The 22,464-nt window shown below is 72.4% G+C and carries 22 protein-coding genes; 12 read left to right on the top strand and 10 right to left on the bottom strand.

Annotated elements, in window-relative coordinates; all coding sequences use genetic code 11:
* Positions 1-200: 200 nt before the first annotated feature.
* Complete coding sequence (gene ftsY, locus IEZ07_RS04190; RefSeq protein WP_191893569.1) at positions 201-1,379, top strand: signal recognition particle-docking protein FtsY; 1,179 nt, start codon at positions 201-203, stop codon at positions 1,377-1,379.
* A gap of 100 nt (positions 1,380-1,479) precedes the next feature.
* Here the strand turns inward: ftsY and IEZ07_RS04195 are convergent, their stop codons facing one another.
* Positions 1,480-1,941 (bottom strand): DUF4345 domain-containing protein, encoded by a 462-nt coding sequence (locus IEZ07_RS04195; RefSeq protein ID WP_191893570.1) that lies wholly within the window; start codon positions 1,939-1,941, stop codon positions 1,480-1,482.
* An 85-nt stretch (positions 1,942-2,026) separates the two neighbouring features.
* The gene (locus IEZ07_RS04200) at positions 2,027-2,848 is read right to left on the bottom strand and encodes a Rossmann-fold NAD(P)-binding domain-containing protein (protein WP_191893571.1); all 822 of its coding nucleotides are present in this window, start codon (positions 2,846-2,848) and stop codon (positions 2,027-2,029) included.
* A gap of 158 nt (positions 2,849-3,006) precedes the next feature.
* Here IEZ07_RS04200 and IEZ07_RS04205 point away from each other — a divergent pair, with 158 nt between their 5' ends.
* Positions 3,007-4,047 carry an AraC family transcriptional regulator gene (locus IEZ07_RS04205; RefSeq protein ID WP_191893572.1) on the top strand — a complete coding sequence of 347 codons (1,041 nt, stop codon included), beginning with the start codon at positions 3,007-3,009 and terminating at the stop codon, positions 4,045-4,047.
* Here IEZ07_RS04205 and IEZ07_RS04210 read toward each other — a convergent pair.
* The 3 genes from IEZ07_RS04210 to IEZ07_RS04220 are packed head-to-tail and all read right to left on the bottom strand — an operon-like array spanning position 4,007 to position 7,082.
* On the bottom strand, positions 4,007-4,804 hold the full coding sequence (locus IEZ07_RS04210) for an ABC transporter ATP-binding protein (protein WP_068897562.1): 798 nt from the start codon (positions 4,802-4,804) through the stop codon (positions 4,007-4,009). The genes IEZ07_RS04205 and IEZ07_RS04210 overlap by 41 nt on opposite strands.
* Positions 4,801-6,024, bottom strand: a complete 1,224-nt coding sequence (locus IEZ07_RS04215; protein WP_239319444.1) for a FecCD family ABC transporter permease — start codon at positions 6,022-6,024, stop codon at positions 4,801-4,803. Before IEZ07_RS04215 ends, IEZ07_RS04210 begins: the two co-directional genes overlap by 4 nt.
* Entirely contained in the window at positions 6,021-7,082 is a 1,062-nt protein-coding gene (locus IEZ07_RS04220; protein ID WP_191893573.1) for a FecCD family ABC transporter permease, read from the bottom strand. Before IEZ07_RS04220 ends, IEZ07_RS04215 begins: the two co-directional genes overlap by 4 nt.
* A 109-nt stretch (positions 7,083-7,191) precedes the next feature.
* Here IEZ07_RS04220 and IEZ07_RS04225 point away from each other — a divergent pair, with 109 nt between their 5' ends.
* The 3 genes from IEZ07_RS04225 (at position 7,192) to IEZ07_RS04235 (ending at position 9,620) form a co-directional block, all read left to right on the top strand.
* Positions 7,192-8,202, top strand: a complete 1,011-nt coding sequence (locus tag IEZ07_RS04225) for an ABC transporter substrate-binding protein (protein WP_191893574.1) — start codon at positions 7,192-7,194, stop codon at positions 8,200-8,202.
* Positions 8,203-8,344: 142 nt separating this feature from the next.
* Complete coding sequence (locus tag IEZ07_RS04230) at positions 8,345-8,743, top strand: hypothetical protein (protein ID WP_068897560.1); 399 nt, start codon at positions 8,345-8,347, stop codon at positions 8,741-8,743.
* 46 nt (positions 8,744-8,789) lie between these two features.
* Entirely contained in the window at positions 8,790-9,620 is an 831-nt protein-coding gene (locus IEZ07_RS04235) for a hypothetical protein (RefSeq protein WP_191893575.1), read from the top strand.
* A gap of 45 nt (positions 9,621-9,665) precedes the next feature.
* Here the strand turns inward: IEZ07_RS04235 and IEZ07_RS04240 are convergent, their stop codons facing one another.
* Together IEZ07_RS04240 and cds1 are read right to left on the bottom strand one after the other, a co-directional pair.
* Entirely contained in the window at positions 9,666-10,112 is a 447-nt protein-coding gene (locus IEZ07_RS04240) for a YbaB/EbfC family nucleoid-associated protein (RefSeq protein WP_191893576.1), read from the bottom strand.
* 173 nt (positions 10,113-10,285) lie between these two features.
* On the bottom strand, positions 10,286-11,362 hold the full coding sequence (gene cds1 / locus IEZ07_RS04245; RefSeq protein ID WP_191893577.1) for an L-cysteine desulfhydrase Cds1: 1,077 nt from the start codon (positions 11,360-11,362) through the stop codon (positions 10,286-10,288).
* Positions 11,363-11,628: 266 nt separating this feature from the next.
* On the opposite strand from cds1, the gene IEZ07_RS04250 reads away from it, so the two are divergent.
* Entirely contained in the window at positions 11,629-12,225 is a 597-nt protein-coding gene (locus tag IEZ07_RS04250; protein ID WP_068897556.1) for a sigma-70 family RNA polymerase sigma factor, read from the top strand.
* A gap of 28 nt (positions 12,226-12,253) precedes the next feature.
* On the opposite strand, the gene IEZ07_RS04255 is transcribed toward IEZ07_RS04250, so the two are convergent.
* Entirely contained in the window at positions 12,254-13,093 is an 840-nt protein-coding gene (locus IEZ07_RS04255; protein WP_191893578.1) for an EamA family transporter, read from the bottom strand.
* Positions 13,094-13,178: 85 nt separating this feature from the next.
* Here IEZ07_RS04255 and IEZ07_RS04260 point away from each other — a divergent pair, with 85 nt between their 5' ends.
* The 3 genes from IEZ07_RS04260 (at position 13,179) to IEZ07_RS04270 (ending at position 14,979) form a co-directional block, all read left to right on the top strand.
* A complete protein-coding gene (locus tag IEZ07_RS04260) occupies positions 13,179-13,754 on the top strand; it encodes a helix-turn-helix domain-containing protein (RefSeq protein ID WP_191893579.1) in 576 nt (191 codons plus the stop codon).
* A 132-nt stretch (positions 13,755-13,886) separates the two neighbouring features.
* Positions 13,887-14,192 carry a hypothetical protein gene (locus tag IEZ07_RS04265; protein ID WP_068897554.1) on the top strand — a complete coding sequence of 102 codons (306 nt, stop codon included), beginning with the start codon at positions 13,887-13,889 and terminating at the stop codon, positions 14,190-14,192.
* Positions 14,193-14,217: 25 nt separating this feature from the next.
* Positions 14,218-14,979, top strand: a complete 762-nt coding sequence (locus IEZ07_RS04270; RefSeq protein ID WP_191893580.1) for a polysaccharide deacetylase family protein — start codon at positions 14,218-14,220, stop codon at positions 14,977-14,979.
* A 103-nt stretch (positions 14,980-15,082) separates the two neighbouring features.
* On the opposite strand, the gene IEZ07_RS04275 is transcribed toward IEZ07_RS04270, so the two are convergent.
* Positions 15,083-15,868 carry a superoxide dismutase family protein gene (locus IEZ07_RS04275; RefSeq protein WP_191893581.1) on the bottom strand — a complete coding sequence of 262 codons (786 nt, stop codon included), beginning with the start codon at positions 15,866-15,868 and terminating at the stop codon, positions 15,083-15,085.
* Positions 15,869-16,155: 287 nt separating this feature from the next.
* Complete coding sequence (gene typA / locus IEZ07_RS04280) at positions 16,156-18,009, bottom strand: translational GTPase TypA (RefSeq protein ID WP_191893582.1); 1,854 nt, start codon at positions 18,007-18,009, stop codon at positions 16,156-16,158.
* A 299-nt stretch (positions 18,010-18,308) separates the two neighbouring features.
* On the opposite strand from typA, the gene IEZ07_RS04285 reads away from it, so the two are divergent.
* Genes IEZ07_RS04285 through IEZ07_RS04295 form a run of 3 tightly spaced genes read left to right on the top strand, consistent with a single transcriptional unit; the run spans position 18,309 to position 22,322 of the window.
* Positions 18,309-19,058, top strand: coding sequence for an alpha/beta hydrolase (locus tag IEZ07_RS04285; protein WP_191893583.1), 750 nt, complete (start codon positions 18,309-18,311; stop codon positions 19,056-19,058).
* Positions 19,059-19,101: 43 nt separating this feature from the next.
* Positions 19,102-21,141, top strand: coding sequence for a phosphate acetyltransferase (pta, locus tag IEZ07_RS04290; RefSeq protein ID WP_191893584.1), 2,040 nt, complete (start codon positions 19,102-19,104; stop codon positions 21,139-21,141).
* Positions 21,138-22,322, top strand: coding sequence for an acetate/propionate family kinase (locus IEZ07_RS04295; protein WP_191893585.1), 1,185 nt, complete (start codon positions 21,138-21,140; stop codon positions 22,320-22,322). The genes pta and IEZ07_RS04295 overlap by 4 nt, the downstream gene beginning before the upstream one ends.
* Positions 22,323-22,464 lie beyond the last annotated feature (142 nt).

Here is a 22,464-nt window from a genome sequence, read left to right on the forward strand (position 1 = left end):
GGTGCCCGGTGCCCGGTGCCCGGTGCCCGGTGCCCGGTGCCGATGTCTGGTGCCGGTGTCTGGTGCCGCCGCCGGAGCGGGTGCCGGAGCGGGCGGTGCCGAAAGGACGCGGTGCGAAGGACGCGGCGTCGAAAGGACACGGAACGTCCCGAACCTCGAAAGGTCGGACTATCACCGGGCGTCTGGGAAACTAGGCGGTTGTGGAGAGCTATCTCGGCCTGATCCTGATCATCGCCGCCGTCGTCGTGCTGACGGCGGGCGGCATGTTCCTGCTGTTCCGACAGGGGCGGAAGGCGGCCCCGCCGCCGGTGAGACCGCCGGAGGCGCCGCCGATCCCCGAGGAGGAGGGGCAGGCGCCGTCCAGGGGCGCCGTCATCGAGGACGAGGCGACGACCACCGTCCCGCCCCCGGCCCGGCCGATCGAGGTCCCGGTCGCCCCGCCGATCGAGGTCCCGCCGCCGTCCGCCGGCCGGATGGTACGGCTCCGCGCCCGGCTGGCCCGCTCGCAGAGCACCCTCGGCAAGGGCCTGCTGGAGCTGCTCTCCCGCGACCGCCTCGACGACGACGTCTGGGACGAGATCGAGGAGACCCTGATCACCGCCGACGTGGGCGTCGCGCCGACCCAGGCGATGGTCGAGGAGCTGCGCACCCGGGTGAAGGTGCTCGGCAGCCGGACGCCGGCCGAGGTCCGCGGCCTGCTGAAGGAGCAGCTGCTCACCCAGATCGGCGCCGACACCGACCGCACCCTGCGGGTCGCCAAGCACGGCGAGCGCCCGGCCGTCGTCCTCGTGGTGGGCGTCAACGGCACGGGCAAGACCACGACCACCGGCAAGCTTGCCCGGTCCCTGATCGGCGACGGCAACCGGGTGGTGCTCGGCGCGGCCGACACCTTCCGCGCCGCCGCCGCCGACCAGCTCCAGACCTGGGGCGACCGGGCCGGGGCCGAGGTGGTGCGCGGTCCCGAGGGGGGCGACCCCGCCTCCGTCGCCTTCGACGCCGTGGCCAAGGGCATGGAGGAGAAGGTCGACGTCGTGATCGTGGACACGGCCGGCCGCCTGCACACCAAGACCGGCCTGATGGACGAGCTCGGCAAGGTCAAGCGCGTCATCGAGAAGAAGGCCACGGTGGACGAGGTGCTGCTGGTCCTCGACGCCACCACCGGTCAGAACGGCATGCGCCAGGCCCAGGTGTTCGCCGAGGTCGTCAACATCACCGGCATCGCCCTGACCAAGCTCGACGGCACCGCCAAGGGCGGCATCGTCATCTCGGTCCAGCGCGAGCTGGGCGTCCCGGTCAAGCTCGTCGGCCTCGGCGAGGGCCCCGACGACCTGGCCCCGTTCGACCCCGAGGTCTTCGTGGACGCGCTGCTGGGCGACTGATCCCGTACGGACGACAGGGCCGTCTCCCGGAACCCCCGGGAGGCGGCCCTTCCTTCTCCCTCTCCCGGGACCGGGTCTCCGCCTGCTCTTCCGCGCCGGATCAGTCGATGCGGGCCGACGTCGGCGGAGCGCCGCGGCGCGGGGGCACGTCCGGTTCCGCACCGCCGCGGGGATCGCGGAGACACCGTACGAGAACGAGGGCGCAGGCCAGGCCGAGGACCGTCTCCACGGCCGCCGCGAGCACGAGCCCGCTCCCGGGCATCCCGTCCACGGCGATGCTCAGCACTCGGGACAGTCCGTAGGCGAGATAGGTCACGGTGCCGAGGAGCGCGGCGGTGAACGCCAGCCGCGGGACGAACGCGCCGAGCATGATCACCACACCGCTCGCCAGCAGGGCGCCGCCTGCGGCCCGCACCTCGCTGAGCAGGCCGGCGTCCCCGCCGAGCTCGACGCCGTTGAACCCGTTGAAGGCCACGGGCGCGAACAGCGTGGCCGTGCCGATCACGATCACCACCAGGCCGGACACGAACAGGATGGATTTCAGAGGTCTCGTGTTCCGCATCTTCTTTCTCCTCTCCGGCGGGCGGGTCGTTCCGGTACGGCGGGGACCGTACGGGACGGGTCGGCGTTCTCCCGGCGGGGCGCGGTCATCGGGTCCACACGCCGGACGCGGCCGCGGCGCGGCAGAAGTCGGTGAAGTCGCGGGGCTCCCGGCCGAGCGCTTCCCGCACGCCGTGAGCGAGTGACTCGTTGCGTCCGTCGAACACCTCGGCGCAGAGGTTCGTGAGCAGGTCGGCGTAGTCGGATCCGGCGCTCTGCGCGACGGCGGCGTGGAACCGCTCCGAGGTGACGGGGACGTACCCGACATCGTGGCCCGCGGTCTTCGAGATCTCGGCCGCGGCCTCGTAGAAGGTCAGCAGCCGCGGCCCGGTGAGCTCGTAGAGCCGGCCGGAGTGGCCGTCGCCGGTGAGCGCGGCGGCCGCGACGTCGGCGATGTCGTCGGCGTCGACGAACGGCTCGGCGACGTCGCCGGCCGGCAGCGCGATCACGCCTTCCAGCACCGACGGGAGCAGGTGGCCCTCGGTGAAGTTCTGCGAGAACCAGCTCGTTCGGATGAGCGTCCAGGTGAGACCGGACTCGCGGACGATCTCCTCGCAGCGCTGCGCGTTGGCCTCGCCCCGCCCGGAGAGCAGCACCAGCCGCTCGACGCCCGCGTCGGCCGCGTACGAGGTCAGCGTCTCTATCGCGGTCGGCGCGCCGGGTGCGGCGAGGTCGGGGAAGAACGAGACGTAGACGGATCCGGCGCCGCGGAGCGCCTCGGACCAGGTGGACGGCTCCTCCCAGACGAAGGGCGGGTCGGAGCGCCGTGAGGCGCCCCGCACCGGGTGGCCGAGCCCGGTGAGGCGGTGGACGATCCGGCGGCCGGTCTTGCCGGTCGATCCGATGACGAGGGCGGGGCGTCGCCGCATGGTCGCGTGCTCCTTGAATGAGGGTCCGATCCGACCGGATCGATGTCGAGTCCACTCTGGAGCGGATCGGCTGGACTTCCAATGAAGAAAAGTCCGGATCTCTTTGCCGTTCGTCCAGCTTCGTGGACGATCGGTCACATCAATGGCACCGTGGCACCATGCCGAGCGCCGTCCGCCAGTTCCCCGCCCCGGCCGATCCCCTCGGCGAGACGCTGCACCTGCTCCGGCTCACGGGCGCCCTCTACTGCCGTGCCGAGCTCACCGCCCCCTGGGGCGTCCAGGTGCCGTCCCTCGAGGGGCTCATGATGTTCTACGTCGTCACCGAGGGCGGGTGCCTGCTCGAGGTCGACGGCGCCGAGCCGCGCCCGCTCCGGCGGGGCAGCCTCACCCTGGTCCCGCACGGCCTCCCACACCGGTTGCGGAGCGGTCCCGAGGCCGGGACCGAACCGCTCTTCGAGATACCGGTGGAGCAGGTCAGCGAGCGGTACGAGATCATGCGCCACGGCGGCGGCGGGGAGTTCACCCACGTCACCTGCGGGGTGGTCCGGCCCGACCACGCGGTGGCCCGGCGCCTCGTCGAGCGGCTCCCGGACGTCCTGCACCTCGACTCGTGGGACGACGCCGCCGCCGGCTGGCTGGCCGGCACGCTCCACCTCATCTCCCGTGAGGCGCTCGCGCTGCGGCCGGGCGGGGAGACCGTCATCACCCGGCTCGCCGACGTCCTCGTCATCCAGGCGATCCGGGCCTGGCTCGACTCGTCGCCCGAGGCGAACCGGGGCTGGCTGGCCGCCCTGCGGGACGAGCAGGTGGGCCGGGCGCTGCTGCTGATCCACCGCGAGCCCGAACGGGACTGGGACGTCGCCTCCCTCGCCGGGGAGGCCGGCATGTCGCGCTCGGCCTTCTCCGCGAGGTTCACCGGCCTGGTCGGCGAGTCCGCCATGCGCTACCTCGCCCGATGGCGCCTACAGCTGGCCCGCGAGCACCTCCGGCGGACGGCGGAGCCGCTCTCGGCCGTCGCCCGCCGGTTCGGCTACCGGTCCGAGGCCGCGTTCTGCCGGGCGTTCAAACGGGCCTTCGGCGTCTCGCCGGGGAGCGTCCGCCGGGCCGCGCCCGAACCGGCCGTTCCGGTGGGACCGGCGGTGGGAGAGGACCGGGGGCTCAGCTCCGGGCCGCCGGCTGGCGCACCCCGATGGGGATGACCAGCGGGGTGCCCGCGACCGGATCCTCGATGACCTTGGCGTCGAGGTCGAAGACCTCCGAGAGCAGCGACTCGGTGAGCACCTCCGCCGGGGCGCCCGCGGCGATGACCCGGCCGCCGCGCATGGCGACCAGCCGGTCGGCGTAGCGGGCGGCCAGGTTGAGGTCGTGCAGGACCATCACGACGGTACGGCCCAGCTCGCCGTGGAGCCTGCGGACGAGTTCCAGCACCTCGATCTGGTGCGCCAGGTCCAGGAAGGTCGTCGGCTCGTCGAGCAGGAGCAGGTCGGTGCCCTGCGCGAGGGCCATGGAGATCCAGGCGCGCTGGCGCTGGCCGCCGGAGAGCTCGTCCAGCGGGCGCTCGCCCAGGTCGAGCAGGCCCGTCATGGACAGCGCCTCGCTCACCGCGGACTCGTCGTCGGACGACCACTGCCGGTACCAGGTCTGGTGCGGGTGCCGTCCCCGGGCCACCAGGTCGGCCACGGTCAGCCCCTCGGGGGCCGTCGGCGCCTGCGGGAGCACGCCGAGGACCTTGGCGACCTCCTTGGTGGGCATGCGGTCGATGCGCTTGCCGTCCAGCAGCACCTCGCCGCCGGAGGGCTTGAGCAGCCGCCCCAGCGCCCGGAGCAGCGTGGACTTGCCGCACCCGTTGGGGCCGATGATCGTGGTCACCGTGCCGGTCTCGATGCCCAGGTCGAGTCCGTCGACGATGACGCGGTCGCCGTACCCCAGCCTGACGTCGACGGCTTGAAGTCTCATGAACGGGCCTCTCTGCGCACGCGGACGAGAAGGTAGATCAGATAGGGGGCGCCGAGGACGGCGGTGACCACGCCCACCGGCAGCTCGACGGGGCTGAACGCGGTCCGCGCGGCCAGGTCGGCGGCGGTGGTGAGGACGGCGCCGGTCAGCGCGGAGACCACCAGCGGGGGCTGGGCCGTACCGGCCAGGCGGAGCGCGATCTGCGGGGCGGCCAGCGCGACGAAGGCGACGGGCCCGGCGGAGGCCGTGGCGACCGCGGCGAGCAGCACGGCGGCGAGGATCATCAGGCCGCGCGCGAGGTTCATCCGCACGCCCAGCCCGGTCACCGTGTCGTCGCCGAAGCGCAGCGCGCCGAGCGAGCGGGTGCCCAGCAGCGTCAGCGGGACGAGCACGGCCAGGGCGAGCGCGACCGGATGGACGTGCTCCCAGCCCCGGCCGTGCAGCGAGCCGCTGATCCAGACCATGGCGCGGCTGCTGTCGTTGACGTCGCCGACGGTCAGCAGCCAGTACTTGACGTTGCCGAACACGGCGGTGACGCCGATGCCGACCAGGACCAGGCGGTAGCCGTCCAGCCCGCCCCGCCAGGCCAGCAGGTAGACGGCCAGCGCGCCGGCCAGGCCGCCCGCCAGGGCCAGCGCCGGGATGCCGAACGTGACCAGGGCGCCGCTGGGCCCGCCGGCGGTGCTCCCCGCCGCCACGATGGCCGCGACCACGGCCACGCTGGCGCCGGTGGTGACGCCGAGGATGTCGGGACTGGCCAGCGGGTTGCGGGCGACGGCCTGGGTGATCGCGCCGGACAGCGCGAACGCCGTGCCGACCAGCGCGCCGGTGAGCGCGCGGGGGAGCCGGAGCTCCATCACCACGAAGTGGGCCGGTCCGTCTCCGGCGATCGCCTGGAACACCTCGGGCACCGTCATCGGCAGGTCGCCGATGCGCATGCCCAGCCCCATCAGCAGCAGCGCGGCGGCCAGCAGGACCAGGCAGACGGCTGCCGAGCGCAGGCGGAGCAGCCACGAGGCGGGACCGAGGCGGACCGGCCGCTCGCGCGGGAGCCGCAGGCGGGCGGAGGAAGCCTCGGCGCCGCGGGGAGGGCCGCCGGGAGGGTCTTCGGCGAGGCTGCCGCGGAGGCCACCGGGAGGGTCTTCGGGAAGGGCACCGCGGAGGCCGCCGGGGGGGTCTTCGGGAAGGGCGCCGGTGCCGCCGCCGGGGAGGAGGGTCACAGGCGCACCGGCTTCCTGCGGCGGACCAGGGCGACGAAGAACGGCGCGCCGGTCAGCGCGAGCACGACGCCGACCTCCAGCTCGCCGGGGCGGGCGACGACCCGGCCGACCACGTCGGCCAGGAGGAGGGCGGTCGCGCCGGCCAGCCCGGAGTACGGCAGGAGCCAGCGGTGGTCCGGGCCGGACAGGGGACGGACCAGGTGCGGGACCATCAGGCCGACGAAGGCGAGCGAGCCGCAGGCCGCGACCGCGCCGCCGGTGAGCAGGGTGACCGCGGCGACGCCGACCGCGCGGGTCAGCGCGACGTTCTGGCCGAGGGCGCGGGCGACGTCCTCGCCGAGGGAGAGCGCGTTGAGGCCGGGGGCGTTGACGAGCGCCAGGACCAGGCCGGCGGCGATGAACGGCAGCACCTGCCAGGCGGTCTCGGCGCCGCGTGCGGCGATGGAGCCCGTCTGCCAGAACCGGAAGACGTCCATGGCCTGGTCGTCGGCGAGCACGAGGGCCGAGGTGAGGCCGTAGAGGAAGGCGCTGACCGCGGTGCCGGCCAGGGCCAGGGTGACCGGGGTGGGCCCGCCGCGCCCGCCGGCCATGCCGAGCGCGAAGACGCCCACGCTGGCGACCAGGGCGCCCGCCATGCCGAACCAGACGTAGGAGTAGAGGCCGGTGACGCCCAGGACCATGATGCTCAGCACCATCGCGAACGCGGCCCCCTGGGTGACGCCGAGCAGCCCGGGGTCGGCCAGGGGGTTGCGGGTGTGGCCCTGCATGAGCGCGCCCGCGACGCCGAGCGCGACCCCGGCCAGGATGCCCAGCGCCGTCCTGGGCACCCGCAGCGAGCGGACGATGATGTCGCTCTCGGTGCCGGTCGGCCCGGTGAGCCCGTGCCAGACGCCGGAGAGCGGGACGGACTTGGCGCCGATCGCGATGCTCAGCACGACCGCCGCGGCGAGGGCGGCGGACAGCCCGGCCAGGACGAGCAGGAGCCGTCCCCGGCGGGCCTGGAGCGTCCGTGCGCGACCGGGGGACGGCGGCCGCGCCGCGGCTACCGCTGTGCTCACCCGCACCCCTCTCGTCCACCGGTCGTTTGCCGGAACCGCTCCGAGTATGCCAGTTTAGGCATGGCTAAGCTAAATGAGGTTAGCCTTACCTGCCTGAGAGGATCTCCAGATGAGAGCGCTACGTACGCTGACCGTGAGTGTGGCGGGAGCCGTACTGGCTCTCGGACTAGCGGCCTGCGGGTCGGACACCTCCGGTACGGCGGGCGGCACGACCACCGCGGCGCCCTCGGCGCCCGCGGCCGACGGCGCGTCCTACCCGCGGACGGTGAAGCACGCCATGGGCGAGACCGAGATCCCGGCGCAGCCCAAGCGGGTCGTCGCGCTCGACCAGAGCTTCGTCGATGCGGTGCTGACGCTGGACACCGAGGTCGTCGGCTACACCGTCTACCGGGGCATCGACGAGAAGCTCCCCGACTACCTGGCCCCGGTCATGGACCAGGCGCAGAACATCAAGCCGGTCGGCACCCTGGAGGCGCCGAGCCTGGAGCAGATCATCGCGCTCAAGCCCGATCTGATCGTCTCGGCGAAGATCCGCCACGAGGCGCTGTACGACAAGCTCACACAGATCGCGCCGACGGTGTTCAGCGAGACCACCGGCGCCATCTGGAAGGACAACCTCCGGCTGATGGGCCGGGCCCTGGGCAAGGAGGCCCTCGCCGACGAGCGGATCAAGGCCTACGAGGACCGCGCGGCCAAGATCGGCGAGGCCGTCAAGGCCAAGGAGGGGGAGATGCCCACCGTCTCCGTCGCCCGGTTCGCCGGTGAGCCGACCGTCCGCCTGTACGTGGAGAACTCCTACTCCGGCCTGGTGCTGAAGGACGTCGGCTTCCCGCGCCCCGAGGGCCAGCCGACCACCACTGAGACGATCATGGTGCCGATCAGCGAGGAGAACATCCCGCAGCTCGACGCCGACCACATCTTCGTCGTCTCCTACCCGGACCCGGAGGTCCAGGCGATCCAGAAGAAGTTCCAGACCAACCCGCTCTGGGGCAAGCTCAAGGGCGAGCAGCACGTGGTCGACGACACCACCTGGATGGCGGCCGTCGGCCTCCAGGGTGCCCACGTCGTCCTCGACGACCTGGCGAAGATCTTCGAGGTCGACCCGGCCAAGGCCGGCTGACCGCGTCCCGTGGACGAGCCCGGCACCGTTGCGGTGCCGGGCTTTTCCGTATGAAAGATCGCAAAAGGGTGGCCTTCTCCCGTCTGCTCTTGATTAACTTCCCGTTCATGGGCATCGCGGAGAGAACGGGAGGCCGACGCGGATGGTCGAGGTCGACGCGGAGAAGCTGAGGAGCGCGACGGACGAGCTGATCGCCACGCTGCTGCCCCTCGCGGAGGACGCCAGCACGCTGGCCGACGGGACCCACCTGAGCGCCTACCAGTGGGGCGCCATCGGCGCGGCCACGGTCGCCGGCAACTACACCCCCGCCCGCGAGTACCAGGCCCGGCAGCTGAAGGACTTCGTCGCGTGCCTCAACGGCGTCCACGCGGGCCTGCTCAGCGTGGTGGCCCACTACCGGGCGGCCGAGCTCGCCGCCCTGCAGGCCGCCGCCGACGTGGAGAACAAGGTCCAGAAGGTGGCCGATCTCCAGGCGAAGCTCCGCCAGGACCAGGCGGACCTGGCGGAGGCCCGCAAGAAGGACCAGGGACTGACGGACTAGCGCGGCTGCGGACGGCAGGCGGAGAACACGGACGGGGGAGGGATCCATGGCGGGAGAAGAGCCGCTCACCGGCCTGATCGGCCAGACGGCGGTCATCGCCGGGATGAAGGCGCTGGGCACCTACGGGCCGGCTTGGGCGTCGACCATGGCCAAGATCCAGCTGGCGGGCAAGCTCGCCAAGCCGGCGGCGGGTGCGGGAGCCGTCTGGCTGCTCGCCCAGCCGTGGGGCGACGAGCAGATCACCAAGGTGTGGAACGACTGGCGCACGGTCAACCTCAAGCTGATGCACCTGCGGATGCGGGAGTGGGACACCAAGCTCAAGGCGGTCCAGGACGCCTGGCCCGAGGGGGCCGACCGCAGGGCGTTCGACCGCTTCATGGCGGTGGTCTTCCACGAGGTCATCCAGACGGAGAACGCCGCCGCGCAGATGGCCACCTCCGTGCAGAACGCCCAGTCGGAGATCCACAAGATCGTCGACAACGCCGGGACGGTCATCAACGCCCTGCTGGGCGTCATCATCACCTCGGAGATCATGCAGCTGATCGGGAGCCGCATGCAGGTCATCGGGGCGGCCAACCCCACCCCCGCCGGCGTCGCGCTGGTGACGAAGGGGAAGGCGATCCAGAGCATGGCCGAGGCCACGAAGGACTCGTCCGGCCTCATCCTCATGGGCACGGCGGTCAACGCGGTCGTCGGCGCGACCGCGGCGCTCATCTTCAGCCTCGGCAACCTGTCGGCGCTGATGAGCGCGGACAACCAGTTCCCGCTGCCGCAGGCCAACCTGGACAGCGACGGCACCGACGGCAGGACGGACTTCGACGACATCCGGCGCCGCAGCGTGCAGCAGTCCGGCAGTGAGGGCTGGAGCCGCATCTGACCGGCGGCCGGCGGGGCACCGCGTGCCCCGCCGGCCGCCCGGGCGTCAGCTCCCGTATTTGTCGCGCAACTCCTGCAGGCCGCGCAGCGCCTCGGAGACGCGCGGGTCGGACGTGATCGAGGAGTCGACGTCCATGCGCGGCAGCCTGCCCTGGAGCGACTCGCTGAACCCGTTGGCCCGGCCGATGACGGGCTCGAGCACCTCGGTCATCCGGGCCGTGGCCCGCTCGGTGGCGGTGGTGGAGGCCTCCATGATGGCCTCGGCCAGCGCCGCGGAGCCCAGCCGCATGGCCCGCGGGTCGATGTCCACCCCGAGCAGCGCGCCGCCCGGGGCGACCTCGACCCGCACCAGGCCGTCGGCGGCCTCGCCGCGTCCCCGCAGGTCGGCGAGCTCCTCGTAGATCTTCTCGTAGTGCCGGGAGACCGCGCCGAAATCGTCGAGCAGCCGATCGACGTCGGCGTTCCCGGTCCGCCCGGGACGATCATGTGACATGTCGCGCACCCCTTCTCTCGGCCGCTTCAAGATCCGTCCATGCGGTGCTCACCCTATGGCAGGCAGGCCGTCCCGCCCCGGGCGGGACGGCCTCCGCGGCGGTCCCGCCGGGGAGGCGGCCTCTCGGGGTCTCCCACCGGGAGGCCCCTTCCCGGACCTTCAGGACCCGGCTTTCAGGACCCGGAGAGGAAGGCGCGGAACTCGGCCAGGTGCGGGGCGATGTCCAGGCCGCGGCCGGCCAGCCAGGCGTCGTCGGCGTAGGTGCCGCGGTAGCGCTCGCCGCCGTCGCAGATCAGCGTCACCACGCTGCCCCGCTCGCCCGCCTCGCGCATCTCCCGGATGAGCTGTACGGCCGCCGCCACGTTGGTTCCGGTGGAACCGCCCACGTCCCGGCCGGTGACCTCGCGGACCCAGCGCATGGCGGCGACGGACCGGGCGTCGGGGACCTGGATCATGCGGTCGATCACGGCGGGCATGAAGGACGGCTCGACCCGGGGGCGGCCGATGCCCTCGATGATGGAGCCGGGGGCGGTGACCTCGGGGTCGCCGGAGCACCAGGAGGGGTAGAAGGCCGAGCCCTCGGGGTCCACCACGGCCAGCCGGGTGGCGTGGCGGCGGTAGCGGATGTAGCGGCCGATCGTGGAGGAGGTGCCGCCGGTCCCGGCGCCGACCACGATCCAGGCGGGCTCGGGGTGGGGCTCCATCGCCATCTGGTTGAAGATGCTCTCGGCGATGTTGTTGTTGCCGCGCCAGTCGGTGGCCCGCTCGGCGTAGGTGAACTGGTCCATGAAGTGGCCGCCCGTCTCGGCGGCCAGCCGCCGGGACTCGGAGTAGATCGTCCCGGGATCGTCCACCAGGTGGCACTTGCCGCCGTGGAACTCGATCAGGGCGATCTTCTCGGGCGAGGTGGAGGCGGGCATCACCGCGATGAACGGCAGGCCGAGCAGGCGGGCGAAGTAGGCCTCGCTCACCGCGGTCGACCCGCTGGAGGCCTCCACGACCGTGGTGGACGGGCCGATCCAGCCGCCGGCCAGGCCGTACAGGAACAACGAGCGGGCCAGGCGGTGCTTGAGTGAACCGGTGGGGTGGACGGACTCGTCTTTCAGGTAGAGGTTTACTCCCCAGTGCGCGGGCAGCGGAAAGACGTGGAGATGAGTGTCGCAGCTACGGTTGGCGTCGGCCTCGACGAGGCGGATGGCCTCGGCCACCCAGGAGCGGGTCTCGGGGTCGTGTCGGTCCACGTATCGCATGCCCCCAAAGGTAGTCCTACCAGGTGTTATGTGATACCAGACACATTCTCTGTCAAGTCGAGTGAAGGATGTTACGATAACGATACTTGTCCGACTGTAGGGCGTGTCGCATCCGCCCACGGCAGGGGCACCCATCGACCTTTCGACCGTGCGGAATCCTTAACGGCCCTCTTACGACGCCGATGGGACCATGAGCCGGACCGTCGAGAAGACTGTGCCGCATCCGGGGCAGGCGGTCATGGGGGGAAGAACACGAGGGGGATGACATGATCTCGATAACCGACGAGCAGCGGCAGGACTGGTTCGAACGCGACGTCGTGCCGGTGACCGGGCAGCTCTACGCATCCGCCATGCGTCTGACCCGCAACTCGGCCGACGCCGAGGACCTGGTGCAGGAGACCGTCACCAAGGCGTTCACCTCCTACCACCAGTTCCGCGAGGGCACCAACCTCAAGGCGTGGCTGCACCGGATCCTCACCAACAACTTCATCAACGACTACCGCAAGAAGCAGCGCTCGCCGAAGCTCTCGGCCACCGAGGAGATCGAGGACTGGCAGCTAGCCGCCGCCGAGTCCCACACCTCCACCGGCCTCAAGTCGGCCGAGACCGAGGCCCTGGAGCAGCTTCCCGACAACGCGGTGATGAACGCCCTGCGGGCCCTGCCGGAGGACTTCCGGGTGGCCGTCTACCTCGCCGACGTCGAGGGCTTCGCCTACAAGGAGATCGCAGAGCGGATGGGCACCCCCATCGGCACGGTCATGTCCCGGCTGCACCGCGGCCGCCGCCAGCTCCGCACCATGCTGGCCGACTACGCCCACGAGGAGGGCGCGCTCCGGCTCCCGGAGCAGCGCCAGGCCGCCTAGCCGGCGGCCCCTCGGGGCCGGCCGGAGATCAGCCCGCGGCGATCAGCGCGACCGCGGCGAGCGTGGCCCCGATCCCCGTCAGCTGAACCCCGTTGAGCCGTTCGCCGAGCACGTAGCGGGCCAGCACCAGCGTGCTCGCCGGGTACAGCGAGGCCAGTACGCCGACGAGGGCGATCATGCCGCGCTGCTCGGCCAGCACGAACAGGACGTTGGCCGCCATGTCCAGCGCCCCGGCCACCACGATGATCCGCAGCGCGCCGCCGTTCCCGGGGCGCAGGGTGCGGCGGGTGACCACGGCCAGCAGGGCGATCAGCGCCACCGAGGCCAGCCGTGCGCCGAACAGCGGCCACATGCCGCCGTCCCCGGGGCTGCGGGCGAGCAGGACGAAGAAGCAGCCGAAGCCCGCGCCGGAGCCCAGCGCGGCCAGGATCGGGCCGTAGGCGCGGCCCGCCGAGGCGGGGGAGGAGTCCCGGCTCACCAGGACCACCGCCACCAGGGCCAGCGCGATGCCGCCCAACGCGACCGGCTGGGGGCGCTCGCCGGTCGCCAGGCCGTACAGCACCGGGAGCGTCGCCGAGGTCGCCGCGGTGACCGGCGCGACCACGGACATCACGCCGGTGGCCAGGGCGCGGTAGAACAGCACCAGCGCGGCGGCTCCGGCCACCCCGGCCGCCATGCCCCAGGCGAGGGCCGCGGCGCTGGGCGTGCCCGGCAGGAACGGCAGCAGCGCCGCGACCAGGGCCAGGCCCGCCAGCTGGGAGAGCACGACCACCGCGAGCACCTGCGAGCGCCGGGTGGCGAGCCCGCCGAAGAAGTCCGCCGTGCCGTACACCAGGGCACAGGCCGTCGCCAGGACCACCGCTGTCATCGTTCACCTCAGTCCATTGGATTGCACTGTTAGTACAGCACACTGAGATCAGTGGAATGTACGTGAAGTTCACTACACTGCACTCATGGACCCGGAGACGATCACCGCCGCCATCGCCAACAACGTGCGCGCCCAGCGGGCGCACCGGCAGATGACGCTCGACGAGCTCGCCGCGCGGTCGGGGGTCAGCCGGGGCATGCTGGTCCAGGTCGAGCAGGGCAGGACCAACCCCAGCATCAACACGCTGACCCGGATCGCCGACGCGCTCGGGGTGACGGTCGCCAGGATGGTCGAGGTCTCCGACACGCCCGTGGTCCGCGTCGTGCACCCGGCCGACGTGGTCACCTTCGCGCACGGCCGGGCGAGCGCGGCCCGCCTGCTGGTCGGCACCGACGCGCCCGCCATCCTGGAGCTGTGGGACTGGCGGCTGGCCCCCGGCGACCACCACGACGGCGACGCCCATCCGCCGGGGACCCGGGAGATGCTGACGGTGCTCGAGGGCGAGCTCACCCTCACCGTGTACGGCCGCAGCCACGTCGTCGGCGCCGGCGGGGCCGTCGTGTTCAGCGCGGACCGGCCGCACAGGTACGCCAACGAGGGCGAAGGCCCGCTCCGCTTCGTGATGGTCGTGACGGAGCCGCGCGAGACGCCCGACCAATAACACCGAAAGGCTTCACGGCGACGGTGCGAAGCCGCATCATTGCAGAATGCGACTTCGGATGTTCCGGATGGGTGTGCCCGACTCGCTCCCCGGCCGCCGTCCGCTGCCGCCGACGTCCGCCGGAGGGACGGCGTGAGCGGGCGGGACGGGGCGGCGGCCGCCCTGCGGGCGGAGCTGGAGAGGCTGGGGATCACCGGCGCCTGCGAGCTCGGGGACGGGGTCACCCTCTCCGTCTGGGTCGGCCTGGTGGTGCGCTTCCGCGATGGTTTCTACCGGTGGCGGGAAGGGTCGGTGAAGTGTCGCCATCTGGGTACAGATCCCACTGGATGCGCCATTCGGATAGCACGCCGACACGCCGAGCTGCAGACCGACGTCCCACTCTGGTGGGAGGACCTGGCCAAGATCTTGCGGGAGGAGGCGGCGGAGGACCGCCGCTGACCTCCGCGGTGCTTCGGGGGGACTCATGCGACTGTGGACGGCGCCTATCGCCCTGCTGCTCGGGATCGGATCACCGGTCCCGCCTCCACCGGATCCGGAGACCCTGGCCAGGGACCTCGCCGAGATCCAGCCGCAGTGGCCGGCGGCCCGGTTCCCCGTCCCGCCCGCCGCCCGGAAGGTGGACTGCGCCAGGACCAGGTGTGTGGCGCTCACCTTCGACGACGGGCCGGGCGAGTACACCGGGCCGCTGCTCGACACCCTCGCCGCCCACCGCGCCAGGGCGACCTTCTTCGTGATCGGGCGGACGGTGGCCGACGGCGACGGCGCGGACCTGCGCCGCATGGTGGCGGAGGGGCACGAGCTGGGCAACCACTCCTGGAGCCACGCCGATCTCACCGGGCTGCCGGAGGACGGCATCGAGGAGGAGCTGCGCCGCACCCAGGAGGCGGTGCGGCGGGTCACCGGGGTGCGGATGGCCTTCATGCGCCCGCCGTACGGCGCCACCGACCGCAGGGTCGCCTCGACGAGCCGCCGCGAGGGACTGGCCCAGATCCTGTGGAACGTCGACACCCTGGACTGGCTGGAGCGCGACGGCGCGGCCCTGCTGCGTCGCGCGGGCGGCGCGGAGCCGGGCTCCATCGTGCTGATGCACGACATCCACCGCGTGACGGTGGAGACCGTCCCCGCGCTGCTGGAGGACCTCGCGGCCAGGGGCTACACGTTCGTGACGCTCTCGGAGCTGTACGGCCGCGCGCTGACGCCGGGCCGGGCGTACCTGAAGCGCTGACGCCGGGCCGGGCGTGCCTGAAGCGCTGACGCCTGGCCCGGTGCGCCCGGGGCGATGAGAGCGGTCGGCGCTCGGGGCCGGCGCTCGGGGCCGGTGCTCGGGGTCAGCGCTCGGTGAGCACGCCGCAGGCGATGTGCTGGCCGGAGTCTCCGCCCCTCCGGGTCACGGCGTCGGGGCCTTTCGTCATGGCGCCGGCGTCGGCGCCGGGACTTGCGGTGGCCTCCGGGTGGCTGTAGCGGTCGGGGATGTTGGCCTGGTTGTCCGGCTGGGCGTGGATGATGACGGCGGTGCCGTCGCCGTCGAAGAGCTGGCGCACCTGGAAGCGGTCGGTGACGAAGGAGGCGGCGCCGGTGCCGTCCCGGCCGACCAGGAGGTCGGGCATGTCGCCGGTGTGGTCGGGGTGGGAGGCCTCCTCCAGGCTGAGGTGCGTGCCCGCGCTGGAGAACGGGCCGCCGGTGACGGGATCGGTCGACTCGGCGCTGCAGACGCCCTTGCCGTGGAGGTGGAAGCCGTGGAACCCGTCCGGCAGTCCCTTGACGGTGACCGTCACCACGGACCTGCCGTCCTCCTCCTCGACGCTGAAGGTGCCGACGGACCTGCCGTCGGCGTCCTTGACGTCGGCCCGGCCCGAGGCGCCGCCCGCTCCGGGGGAGGCCGTGCCGGTCGGATCGGGAGACCCCTGCTCGGCGGTGCCGGTCGGGCCGGGAGGGCCGTCGACGGTGTCGTCCGGTGCGGGGTCCCGGCCCGTCGGGCCGGTCGGGACGGGCAGGTCGGGGAGGTCGGGCGGTTCCGGCGAGGCCTCCGCCGAGGCGCCTCCGGCTGCGAGCGCCCCCGCGCCCAGGACCGCGGCCAGGAGCAGATGCGGTGTGCGGTGCGGTGTGCGGTGCATGGAAGATCCCCCATGTGTCGTGGCTGTGCTCCGCCTCCGTGCGGAGAAGAAATCTCGCCTGTCTCCATACCGCCGCAAATGGGGTGCAACCCTAGAGTTAGCCATATATGCGACAAAGGGGGTTTAAGGGGACAAGGAAAAGGGCTGGGGCCCGCCGCATGCGGCGGGCCCCAGCCCTTTCGGTCAGTCAGGTCGTGCCGGGCCGTCCGGGTCCCGGACTCCGGGGCGGCGCAGGCGCCGCCCCGCGGCCGCTCGGCGGCGTCCGGTGGCCGGGTCCGGACGGACGCTCAGCCGCCGCGCTTGGCGCGGGCGGCGCTGCGGCCGCGGGTGGCGGCGTCGAGGACGACCTTGCGGATGCGCACGGACTCCGGAGTGATCTCCACGCACTCGTCCTCGCGGATGAACTCCAGCGCCTGCTCCAGGGAGAGCTGGCGCGGCGGGATGACCTTCTCGGTCTCGTCCGCGGTGGAGGAGCGCATGTTGGTGAGCTTCTTCTCCTTGGTGATGTTCACGTCCATGTCGTCGGAGCGCGAGTTCTCGCCGACGATCATGCCCTCGTAGACCTCGGTGCCCGGCGAGACGAACAGCACGCCGCGCTCCTGCAGGTTGAGCATGGCGAACGCGGTCACCGGGCCGGAGCGGTCGGCGACCAGGGAGCCGTTGTTGCGGGTGCGCAGCTCGCCGAACCACGGCTCGTAGGCCTCGAAGACGTGGTGGACCAGGCCGGTGCCGCGGGTCTCGGTGAGGAACTCGGTCCGGAAGCCGATCAGGCCGCGGGCCGGGACCACGAACTCCATCCGGATCCAGCCGGTGCCGTGGTTGGTCATGTGCTCCATGCGGCCCTTGCGGACGGCCAGCAGCTGGGTGACGGCGCCGAGGTACTCCTCCGGGCAGTCGACGGTCAGGCGCTCGACCGGCTCGTGCAGCTTGCCGTCGATCGTCTTGGTGACGACCTGCGGCTTGCCGACGGTCAGCTCGTAGCCCTCGCGGCGCATCTGCTCGACCAGGATGGCCAGCGCCAGCTCACCGCGGCCCTGGACCTCCCAGGCGTCCGGGCGCTCGGTCGGGAGCACGCGCAGCGAGACGTTGCCGACGAGCTCCTTGTCCAGGCGGTCCTTGACCATGCGGGCGGTCACCTTGGCGCCCTTGACCTTGCCGACCAGCGGCGAGGTGTTGGTGCCGATGACCATCGAGATGGCGGGCTCGTCCACGGTGATCAGCGGGAGCGGGCGCGGGTCCTCGGGGTCGGCGAGCGTCTCACCGATCATGATCTCCGGGATGCCGGCGATCGCGATGATGTCGCCGGGGCCCGCCTCCTCGGCGGGCTTGCGCTCCAGCGCGTCGGTCATCAGCAGCTCGGTGATCTTCACCTTCTGGATGGTGCCGTCGGTGCGGCACCAGGAGACCTGCTGGCCCTTCTTGATGGTGCCCTGGTGGACGCGGCACAGCGCGATCCGGCCCAGGTAGGACGAGGCGTCCAGGTTGGTGACGTGCGCCTGCAGCGGAGCCGAGGGGTCGTAGGTCGGAGCCGGGATGGTCTCCTTGATGACCTGGAAGAGCGGCTCCAGATCGTCGGAGTCCGGCATGCCGCCGTCCTCGGGACGGTTCAGCGAGGCCCGGCCGGCCTTGGCCGAGGCGTAGACGATCGGGAAGTCGATCTGCTCCTCGGTCGCGTCCAGGTCCATGAAGAGCTCGTAGACCTCGTCCACGACCTCCTTGATCCGGGCGTCGGGGCGGTCGACCTTGTTGATGCAGAGGATGACCGGCATCTTGGCGGCGAACGCCTTGCGCAGCACGAACCGGGTCTGCGGCAGCGGGCCCTCGGAGGCGTCCACCAGCAGCACGACGCCGTCGACCATCGACAGGCCGCGCTCGACCTCGCCGCCGAAGTCGGCGTGGCCGGGGGTGTCGATGATGTTGAGGGTCATGCCGCCGTGCTTGACGGCGGTGTTCTTCGCGAGAATGGTGATGCCCTTCTCGCGCTCGAGGTCGTTGGAGTCCATGACACGGTCGTCCACGTCCTGGTTGGCCCGGAAGGCCCCGGACTGCCAGAGCATGGCATCCACGAGAGTGGTCTTGCCGTGGTCGACGTGCGCGATGATCGCGATGTTCCGCAGGTCGTCGCGGCTGTTCAAAGGCATGATGGAGTCTCACTCTGTGATCGTGGAGGCTGGCCGCGGACGTGCGGCCGTACCATTTTAGTTGATTCCCGCCTTCGCTAACGCGCTCTCGGCGTCAAGCGCTTCCCGTTCACCTCCCGGACATCCGCGCGCTCACCTTCCGGGTACCCGGTCGTACCCCTCGCTCACCTGCGCACGGGCCCCGCGCGGCACGGTGCCGGGCACCGCGCGGTTCCGTGCGGGCGCCGTACGGAACGGCACCGCGCGGTTCCGTGCGGGCGCCGTACGGACATCGCACCGGCACTGCCTAAGCTCGGCACATGCCCCTGACCCCCTCCTTCCCCGCGACGCTCATCACCCGGGACGGCGTACGGATCGACGCCGCGCACACCCCGCCGGGAGGCGGCGGGGACCTGGGGATCGTGCTGGCGCACGGCTTCACCGGATCGCTCAGGGAGCGGACCACCCGGCGGATCGCCCACGTGCTCAGCGCCTTCGGCGGGGTGGTCGCGCTCGACTTCCGGGGGCACGGCCGGTCCGGCGGGGAGTCGACCGTCGGGGACCTGGAGATCCACGACCTGGACGCGGCCGTGCGGCACACGCGGGCGATCGGCTACACCAGGGTCGTGACCGTCGGGTTCTCGATGGGCGGGGCGGTGGCGCTCCGGCACGCGGGCCTGCTGAAGGGCGTGGACGGCGTGGTCGCGGTCAGCGCCCCCGCGCGCTGGCACTACCGGGGGACCCGGCCGATGCGCCAGGTCCACTGGGCGATCGAGCGTCCGGCCGGGCGGCTGGCGGCGCGGCTGGGCAAGGGCACGCGGATCTCCCGCAAACCGTGGGACCCGGTCCCGCCCGCGCCGTACGAGGCCGCCGCGCACATCGCCCCGGCGCCGCTGCTGGTGGTTCACGGCGACGCCGACGCGTTCTTCCCGCTCGACCACGCGCACCAGATCCACGACTCCGCCCGGGACCCGAAGGAGCTGTGGGTGGAGCCCGGGTACGGCCACGCGGAGACGGCGGCCACGCCCGCCCTGATCCGCCGGATCGGGCGGTGGGCGGCCATGGTTTAGTCCTGGTGTGCACGGCAACGGGTCGAGGCGGGGGTAAATGGGCATGCGGAGCATCTACGTGGCCGGTCTGGGCCCGGGAGACGGCCGGCAGATCGTCGAGCTCGGGCTGATGGAGCTGCTGACCCGCCGGGTCGACCGCACCGGCGTGTTCCGGCCGATCGCCCGGGGCGAGCGCGCCTCCGAGCTCCTCGACGACAGATACCGCCCGGCCGCCTCGGCGATCGGGGTGACCGCCGAGGACGCGGCCGAGATCTACGCGCAGCGGGGCGCGGAGGAGCTGATCGGCCGCCTGGTCGCCCGCTTCCACACGCTGGAGCGCGAGTGCGACGCGCTGCTGGTGCTGGGCAGCTCCTTCGCCACCGACGACCTCCCCCGCGAACTGGCCTTCAACGCCCGCCTCGCCGCCGAGTTCGGCGCCCCGGTGATCGTGGTGGTCGGCGCGCACGCCGACTCCGCCGACGAGATCGCGATGGAGATGCGCACCGGCTACCAGGTCTTCTCCGACCTGGGCTGCACCGTCCTGGCGGTGATCGCCAACCGGGTCCCGCCCGAGATGACCGTCGAGCCCGACCTGCCGGTGCCGTTCTACGTCATCCCCGAGCACCCGTCGCTGTCGGCGCCGACCGTCGGCCAGGTGGCGCAGGCCGTGCGGGCCGAGCAGATCCAGGGAGAGGAGGACGGGCTGCGCCGGGACGTGACCGGGTTCGTGTTCGGCGGCGCGACGATCCCGCTGTTCCTCTCGCACCTGGTGGACGGGGCGCTGGTGATCACCCCCGGTGACCGGCCCGACCTGCTGCTGGCCTCGCTGGCCGCCGAGGCGGCCGGTACGGCCCGCCCCTCCGGCGTGGTGCTCACGCTGGGCGAGAAGCCCACTGCCAACGTGCGGGCGCTCACCGCGCGGCTGGCCCCCGGCATGCCGGTGCTGGCGGCCGCCGACGACAGCTTCACCGTGGCCACCACCCTGGCCGGGCTGGAGGGACGGCTCGGCGCGGACAACCCCCGCAAGATCGAGACGGCGCTCGGCCACTTCGACGCGCACGTCGACACCGCCGGTCTGGCCGACCGCATCGAGCTGGCCCGCTCCGAGCGGGTCACCCCGATGATGTTCGAGCACACGCTGCTGGAGCGGGCGCGGGCCGACCGCAGGCACATCGTGCTGCCGGAGGGCGAGGAGGACCGCATCCTGCGGGCCGCCGACGTCCTCGTCCGCCGCGGCATCGTGGACCTCACCCTGCTGGGCCGCGAGGAGGTGGTCCGGCGGCGGATCGCCGACCTCGGCCTCGACCTGGACGGGGTGACCGTGACCGACCCGCTGAGCTCGCCGCTGCGCGACGCCTTCGCCGAGGAGTACGCCGCGCTCCGGGCGCACAAGGGCATCACCCTGGAGCGGGCCAGGGACGTGGTCACCGACGTCAACTTCTTCGGCACGATGATGCTGCACCGGGGCGACGTGGACGGCATGGTCTCCGGCGCCGCGCACACCACCGCCGCGACGATCCTGCCCGCCTTCCAGATCATCAGGACGGTCCCGGGCACCTCGATCGTCTCCTCGGTGTTCTTCATGTGCCTGGCCGACCGGGTGCTCGTCTACGGCGACTGCGCGATCAACCCCGACCCGGACGCCGGGCAGCTCGCCGACATCGCGATCTCCTCGGCCCGTACGGCGGAGCGGTTCGGCGTCGAGCCCCGGATCGCGATGCTGTCGTACTCCACCGGTCGCTCGGGCAGCGGCGCCGACGTCGACAAGGTCCGCGAGGCCACCGCCATGGTCGCCGAGCGGGCGCCGGGCCTGCTGGTGGAGGGGCCCGTCCAGTACGACGCGGCGGTGGACCCCCGGGTGGCCGCGGCCAAGTTGCCCGGCTCCCAGGTGGCCGGGCGGGCGACCGTACTGATCTTCCCCGACCTGAACACCGGCAACAACACCTACAAGGCGGTGCAGCGCTCGGCCGGGGCGGTCGCGGTCGGCCCGGTCCTGCAGGGCCTGCGCAAGCCGGTCAACGACCTGTCGCGCGGCGCGCTGGTCACCGACATCGTCAGCACGGTGGCCATCACCGCCATCCAGGCGCAGGGAGAGACCCGATGACCCACATCCTGGTGATCAACTCCGGCTCGTCGTCCCTGAAGTACCGGCTGCTCTCCATCGGCGACGGCGGCGACGGCGGCGGGGACGGGCAGGGGACGGCCGTGCGGCTGGCCTCGGGCCTGGTGGAGCGGATCGGCGAGCCCGGCTCCCCGGTCGCCGACCACGGTGCGGCGCTGGACGCGGTCTCCGCGGAACTGGCCTCCGCCGGGTTCGGGATCGACTCGCCGGAGCTGACCGCGATCGGGCACCGGGTCGTCCACGGCGGCCGGGACTTCACCGAGCCCACGCTGATCACCGACGAGGTGGCGGAGCGGATCGAACGGCTCATCCCGCTGGCGCCCCTGCACAACCCGGCGAACCTGGCGGGCATCGAGGTGGCCCGGCGGATCCGCCCCGACCTGCCGCAGGTCGCGGTCTTCGACACCGCCTTCCACTGCACGGTCCCGGCCGCCGCCGCGACCTACGCGATCGACCGCGAGACCGCCGAGCGGTACGGCATCCGGCGCTACGGCTTCCACGGCACCTCCCACGCCTACGTCTCGCGTGCGGCGGCAGGGCTGGCCGACCGGCCGGGCCCCGGCGGGCCCAACGTGATCGTGCTGCACCTGGGCAACGGCGCCAGCGCCTCGGCGGTGGCGGGCGGGCGGTGCGTGGAGACCTCCATGGGCCTGACCCCGCTGGAGGGGCTCGTCATGGGCACCCGGAGCGGTGACGTGGACCCCGGGGTGCTGATGCACCTGCGCCGCGAGGCCGGGATGGAGGTCGAGCGGATCGACGAGCTGCTCAACCGGCGCAGCGGCCTGCTCGGCCTCTGCGGCGACAACGACATGCGCGCGGTGGAGAAGCGGGTGGCCGCCGGGGACCCGGAGGCGGAGCTGGCCCACGCGGTCTACTGCCACCGGCTGCGCAAGTACGTCGGCGCCTACTACGCGGTGCTCGGGACGGTGGACGTGATCGCGTTCACCGGCGGCATCGGGGAGAACTCCTCCCTGGTCAGGGCGCGGGCGCTGAGCGGCCTGGAGGCGCTCGGGATCGTCCTGGACGACGGCCTCAACGCGGCGGGCGAGGGCGTGATCTCGGCCGGCGGCTCGCGGGTCAAGGTGGCGGTGGTCCCCACCGACGAGGAACTGGAGATCGCCCGCCAGACTCTCGACGTCATCTCCCGAACCGATCGCGGATAAAAGGCGTCTACCTACAGTGGATGGATGAAATCCGCCGGGAGAAGCCCACGGGACACGAACCACTGCCAACCGGTGGTCGTGGGGCATACTTCATGCAGTCGGGCGGTCGCCCAGCGTCGCGGGGGCGCGCTGGGTGATCCAT

The sequence above is a fragment of the Planomonospora parontospora genome (assembly GCA_014647935.1).
Taxonomy (GTDB): domain Bacteria; phylum Actinomycetota; class Actinomycetes; order Streptosporangiales; family Streptosporangiaceae; genus Planomonospora; species Planomonospora parontospora.

What these genes read in the sequence shown, in the direction of transcription:
- IEZ07_RS04195 (WP_191893570.1), bottom strand. Translation starts at nt 1,941, where the DNA reads ATGCGGAACACGAGACCTCTGAAATCCATCCTGTTCGTGTCCGGCCTG.
- IEZ07_RS04200 (WP_191893571.1), bottom strand. Translation starts at nt 2,848, where the DNA reads ATGCGGCGACGCCCCGCCCTCGTCATCGGATCGACCGGCAAGACCGGC.
- IEZ07_RS04205 (WP_191893572.1), top strand. Translation starts at nt 3,007, where the DNA reads ATGCCGAGCGCCGTCCGCCAGTTCCCCGCCCCGGCCGATCCCCTCGGC.
- IEZ07_RS04210 (WP_068897562.1), bottom strand. Translation starts at nt 4,804, where the DNA reads ATGAGACTTCAAGCCGTCGACGTCAGGCTGGGGTACGGCGACCGCGTC.
- IEZ07_RS04225 (WP_191893574.1), top strand. Translation starts at nt 7,192, where the DNA reads ATGAGAGCGCTACGTACGCTGACCGTGAGTGTGGCGGGAGCCGTACTG.
- IEZ07_RS04230 (WP_068897560.1), top strand. Translation starts at nt 8,345, where the DNA reads ATGGTCGAGGTCGACGCGGAGAAGCTGAGGAGCGCGACGGACGAGCTG.
- IEZ07_RS04235 (WP_191893575.1), top strand. Translation starts at nt 8,790, where the DNA reads ATGGCGGGAGAAGAGCCGCTCACCGGCCTGATCGGCCAGACGGCGGTC.
- IEZ07_RS04240 (WP_191893576.1), bottom strand. Translation starts at nt 10,112, where the DNA reads ATGTCACATGATCGTCCCGGGCGGACCGGGAACGCCGACGTCGATCGG.
- cds1 (WP_191893577.1), bottom strand. Translation starts at nt 11,362, where the DNA reads ATGCGATACGTGGACCGACACGACCCCGAGACCCGCTCCTGGGTGGCC.
- IEZ07_RS04250 (WP_068897556.1), top strand. Translation starts at nt 11,629, where the DNA reads ATGATCTCGATAACCGACGAGCAGCGGCAGGACTGGTTCGAACGCGAC.
- IEZ07_RS04255 (WP_191893578.1), bottom strand. Translation starts at nt 13,093, where the DNA reads ATGACAGCGGTGGTCCTGGCGACGGCCTGTGCCCTGGTGTACGGCACG.
- IEZ07_RS04260 (WP_191893579.1), top strand. Translation starts at nt 13,179, where the DNA reads ATGGACCCGGAGACGATCACCGCCGCCATCGCCAACAACGTGCGCGCC.
- IEZ07_RS04270 (WP_191893580.1), top strand. Translation starts at nt 14,218, where the DNA reads ATGCGACTGTGGACGGCGCCTATCGCCCTGCTGCTCGGGATCGGATCA.
- IEZ07_RS04275 (WP_191893581.1), bottom strand. Translation starts at nt 15,868, where the DNA reads ATGCACCGCACACCGCACCGCACACCGCATCTGCTCCTGGCCGCGGTC.
- typA (WP_191893582.1), bottom strand. Translation starts at nt 18,009, where the DNA reads ATGCCTTTGAACAGCCGCGACGACCTGCGGAACATCGCGATCATCGCG.
- IEZ07_RS04285 (WP_191893583.1), top strand. Translation starts at nt 18,309, where the DNA reads ATGCCCCTGACCCCCTCCTTCCCCGCGACGCTCATCACCCGGGACGGC.
- pta (WP_191893584.1), top strand. Translation starts at nt 19,102, where the DNA reads ATGCGGAGCATCTACGTGGCCGGTCTGGGCCCGGGAGACGGCCGGCAG.
- IEZ07_RS04295 (WP_191893585.1), top strand. Translation starts at nt 21,138, where the DNA reads ATGACCCACATCCTGGTGATCAACTCCGGCTCGTCGTCCCTGAAGTAC.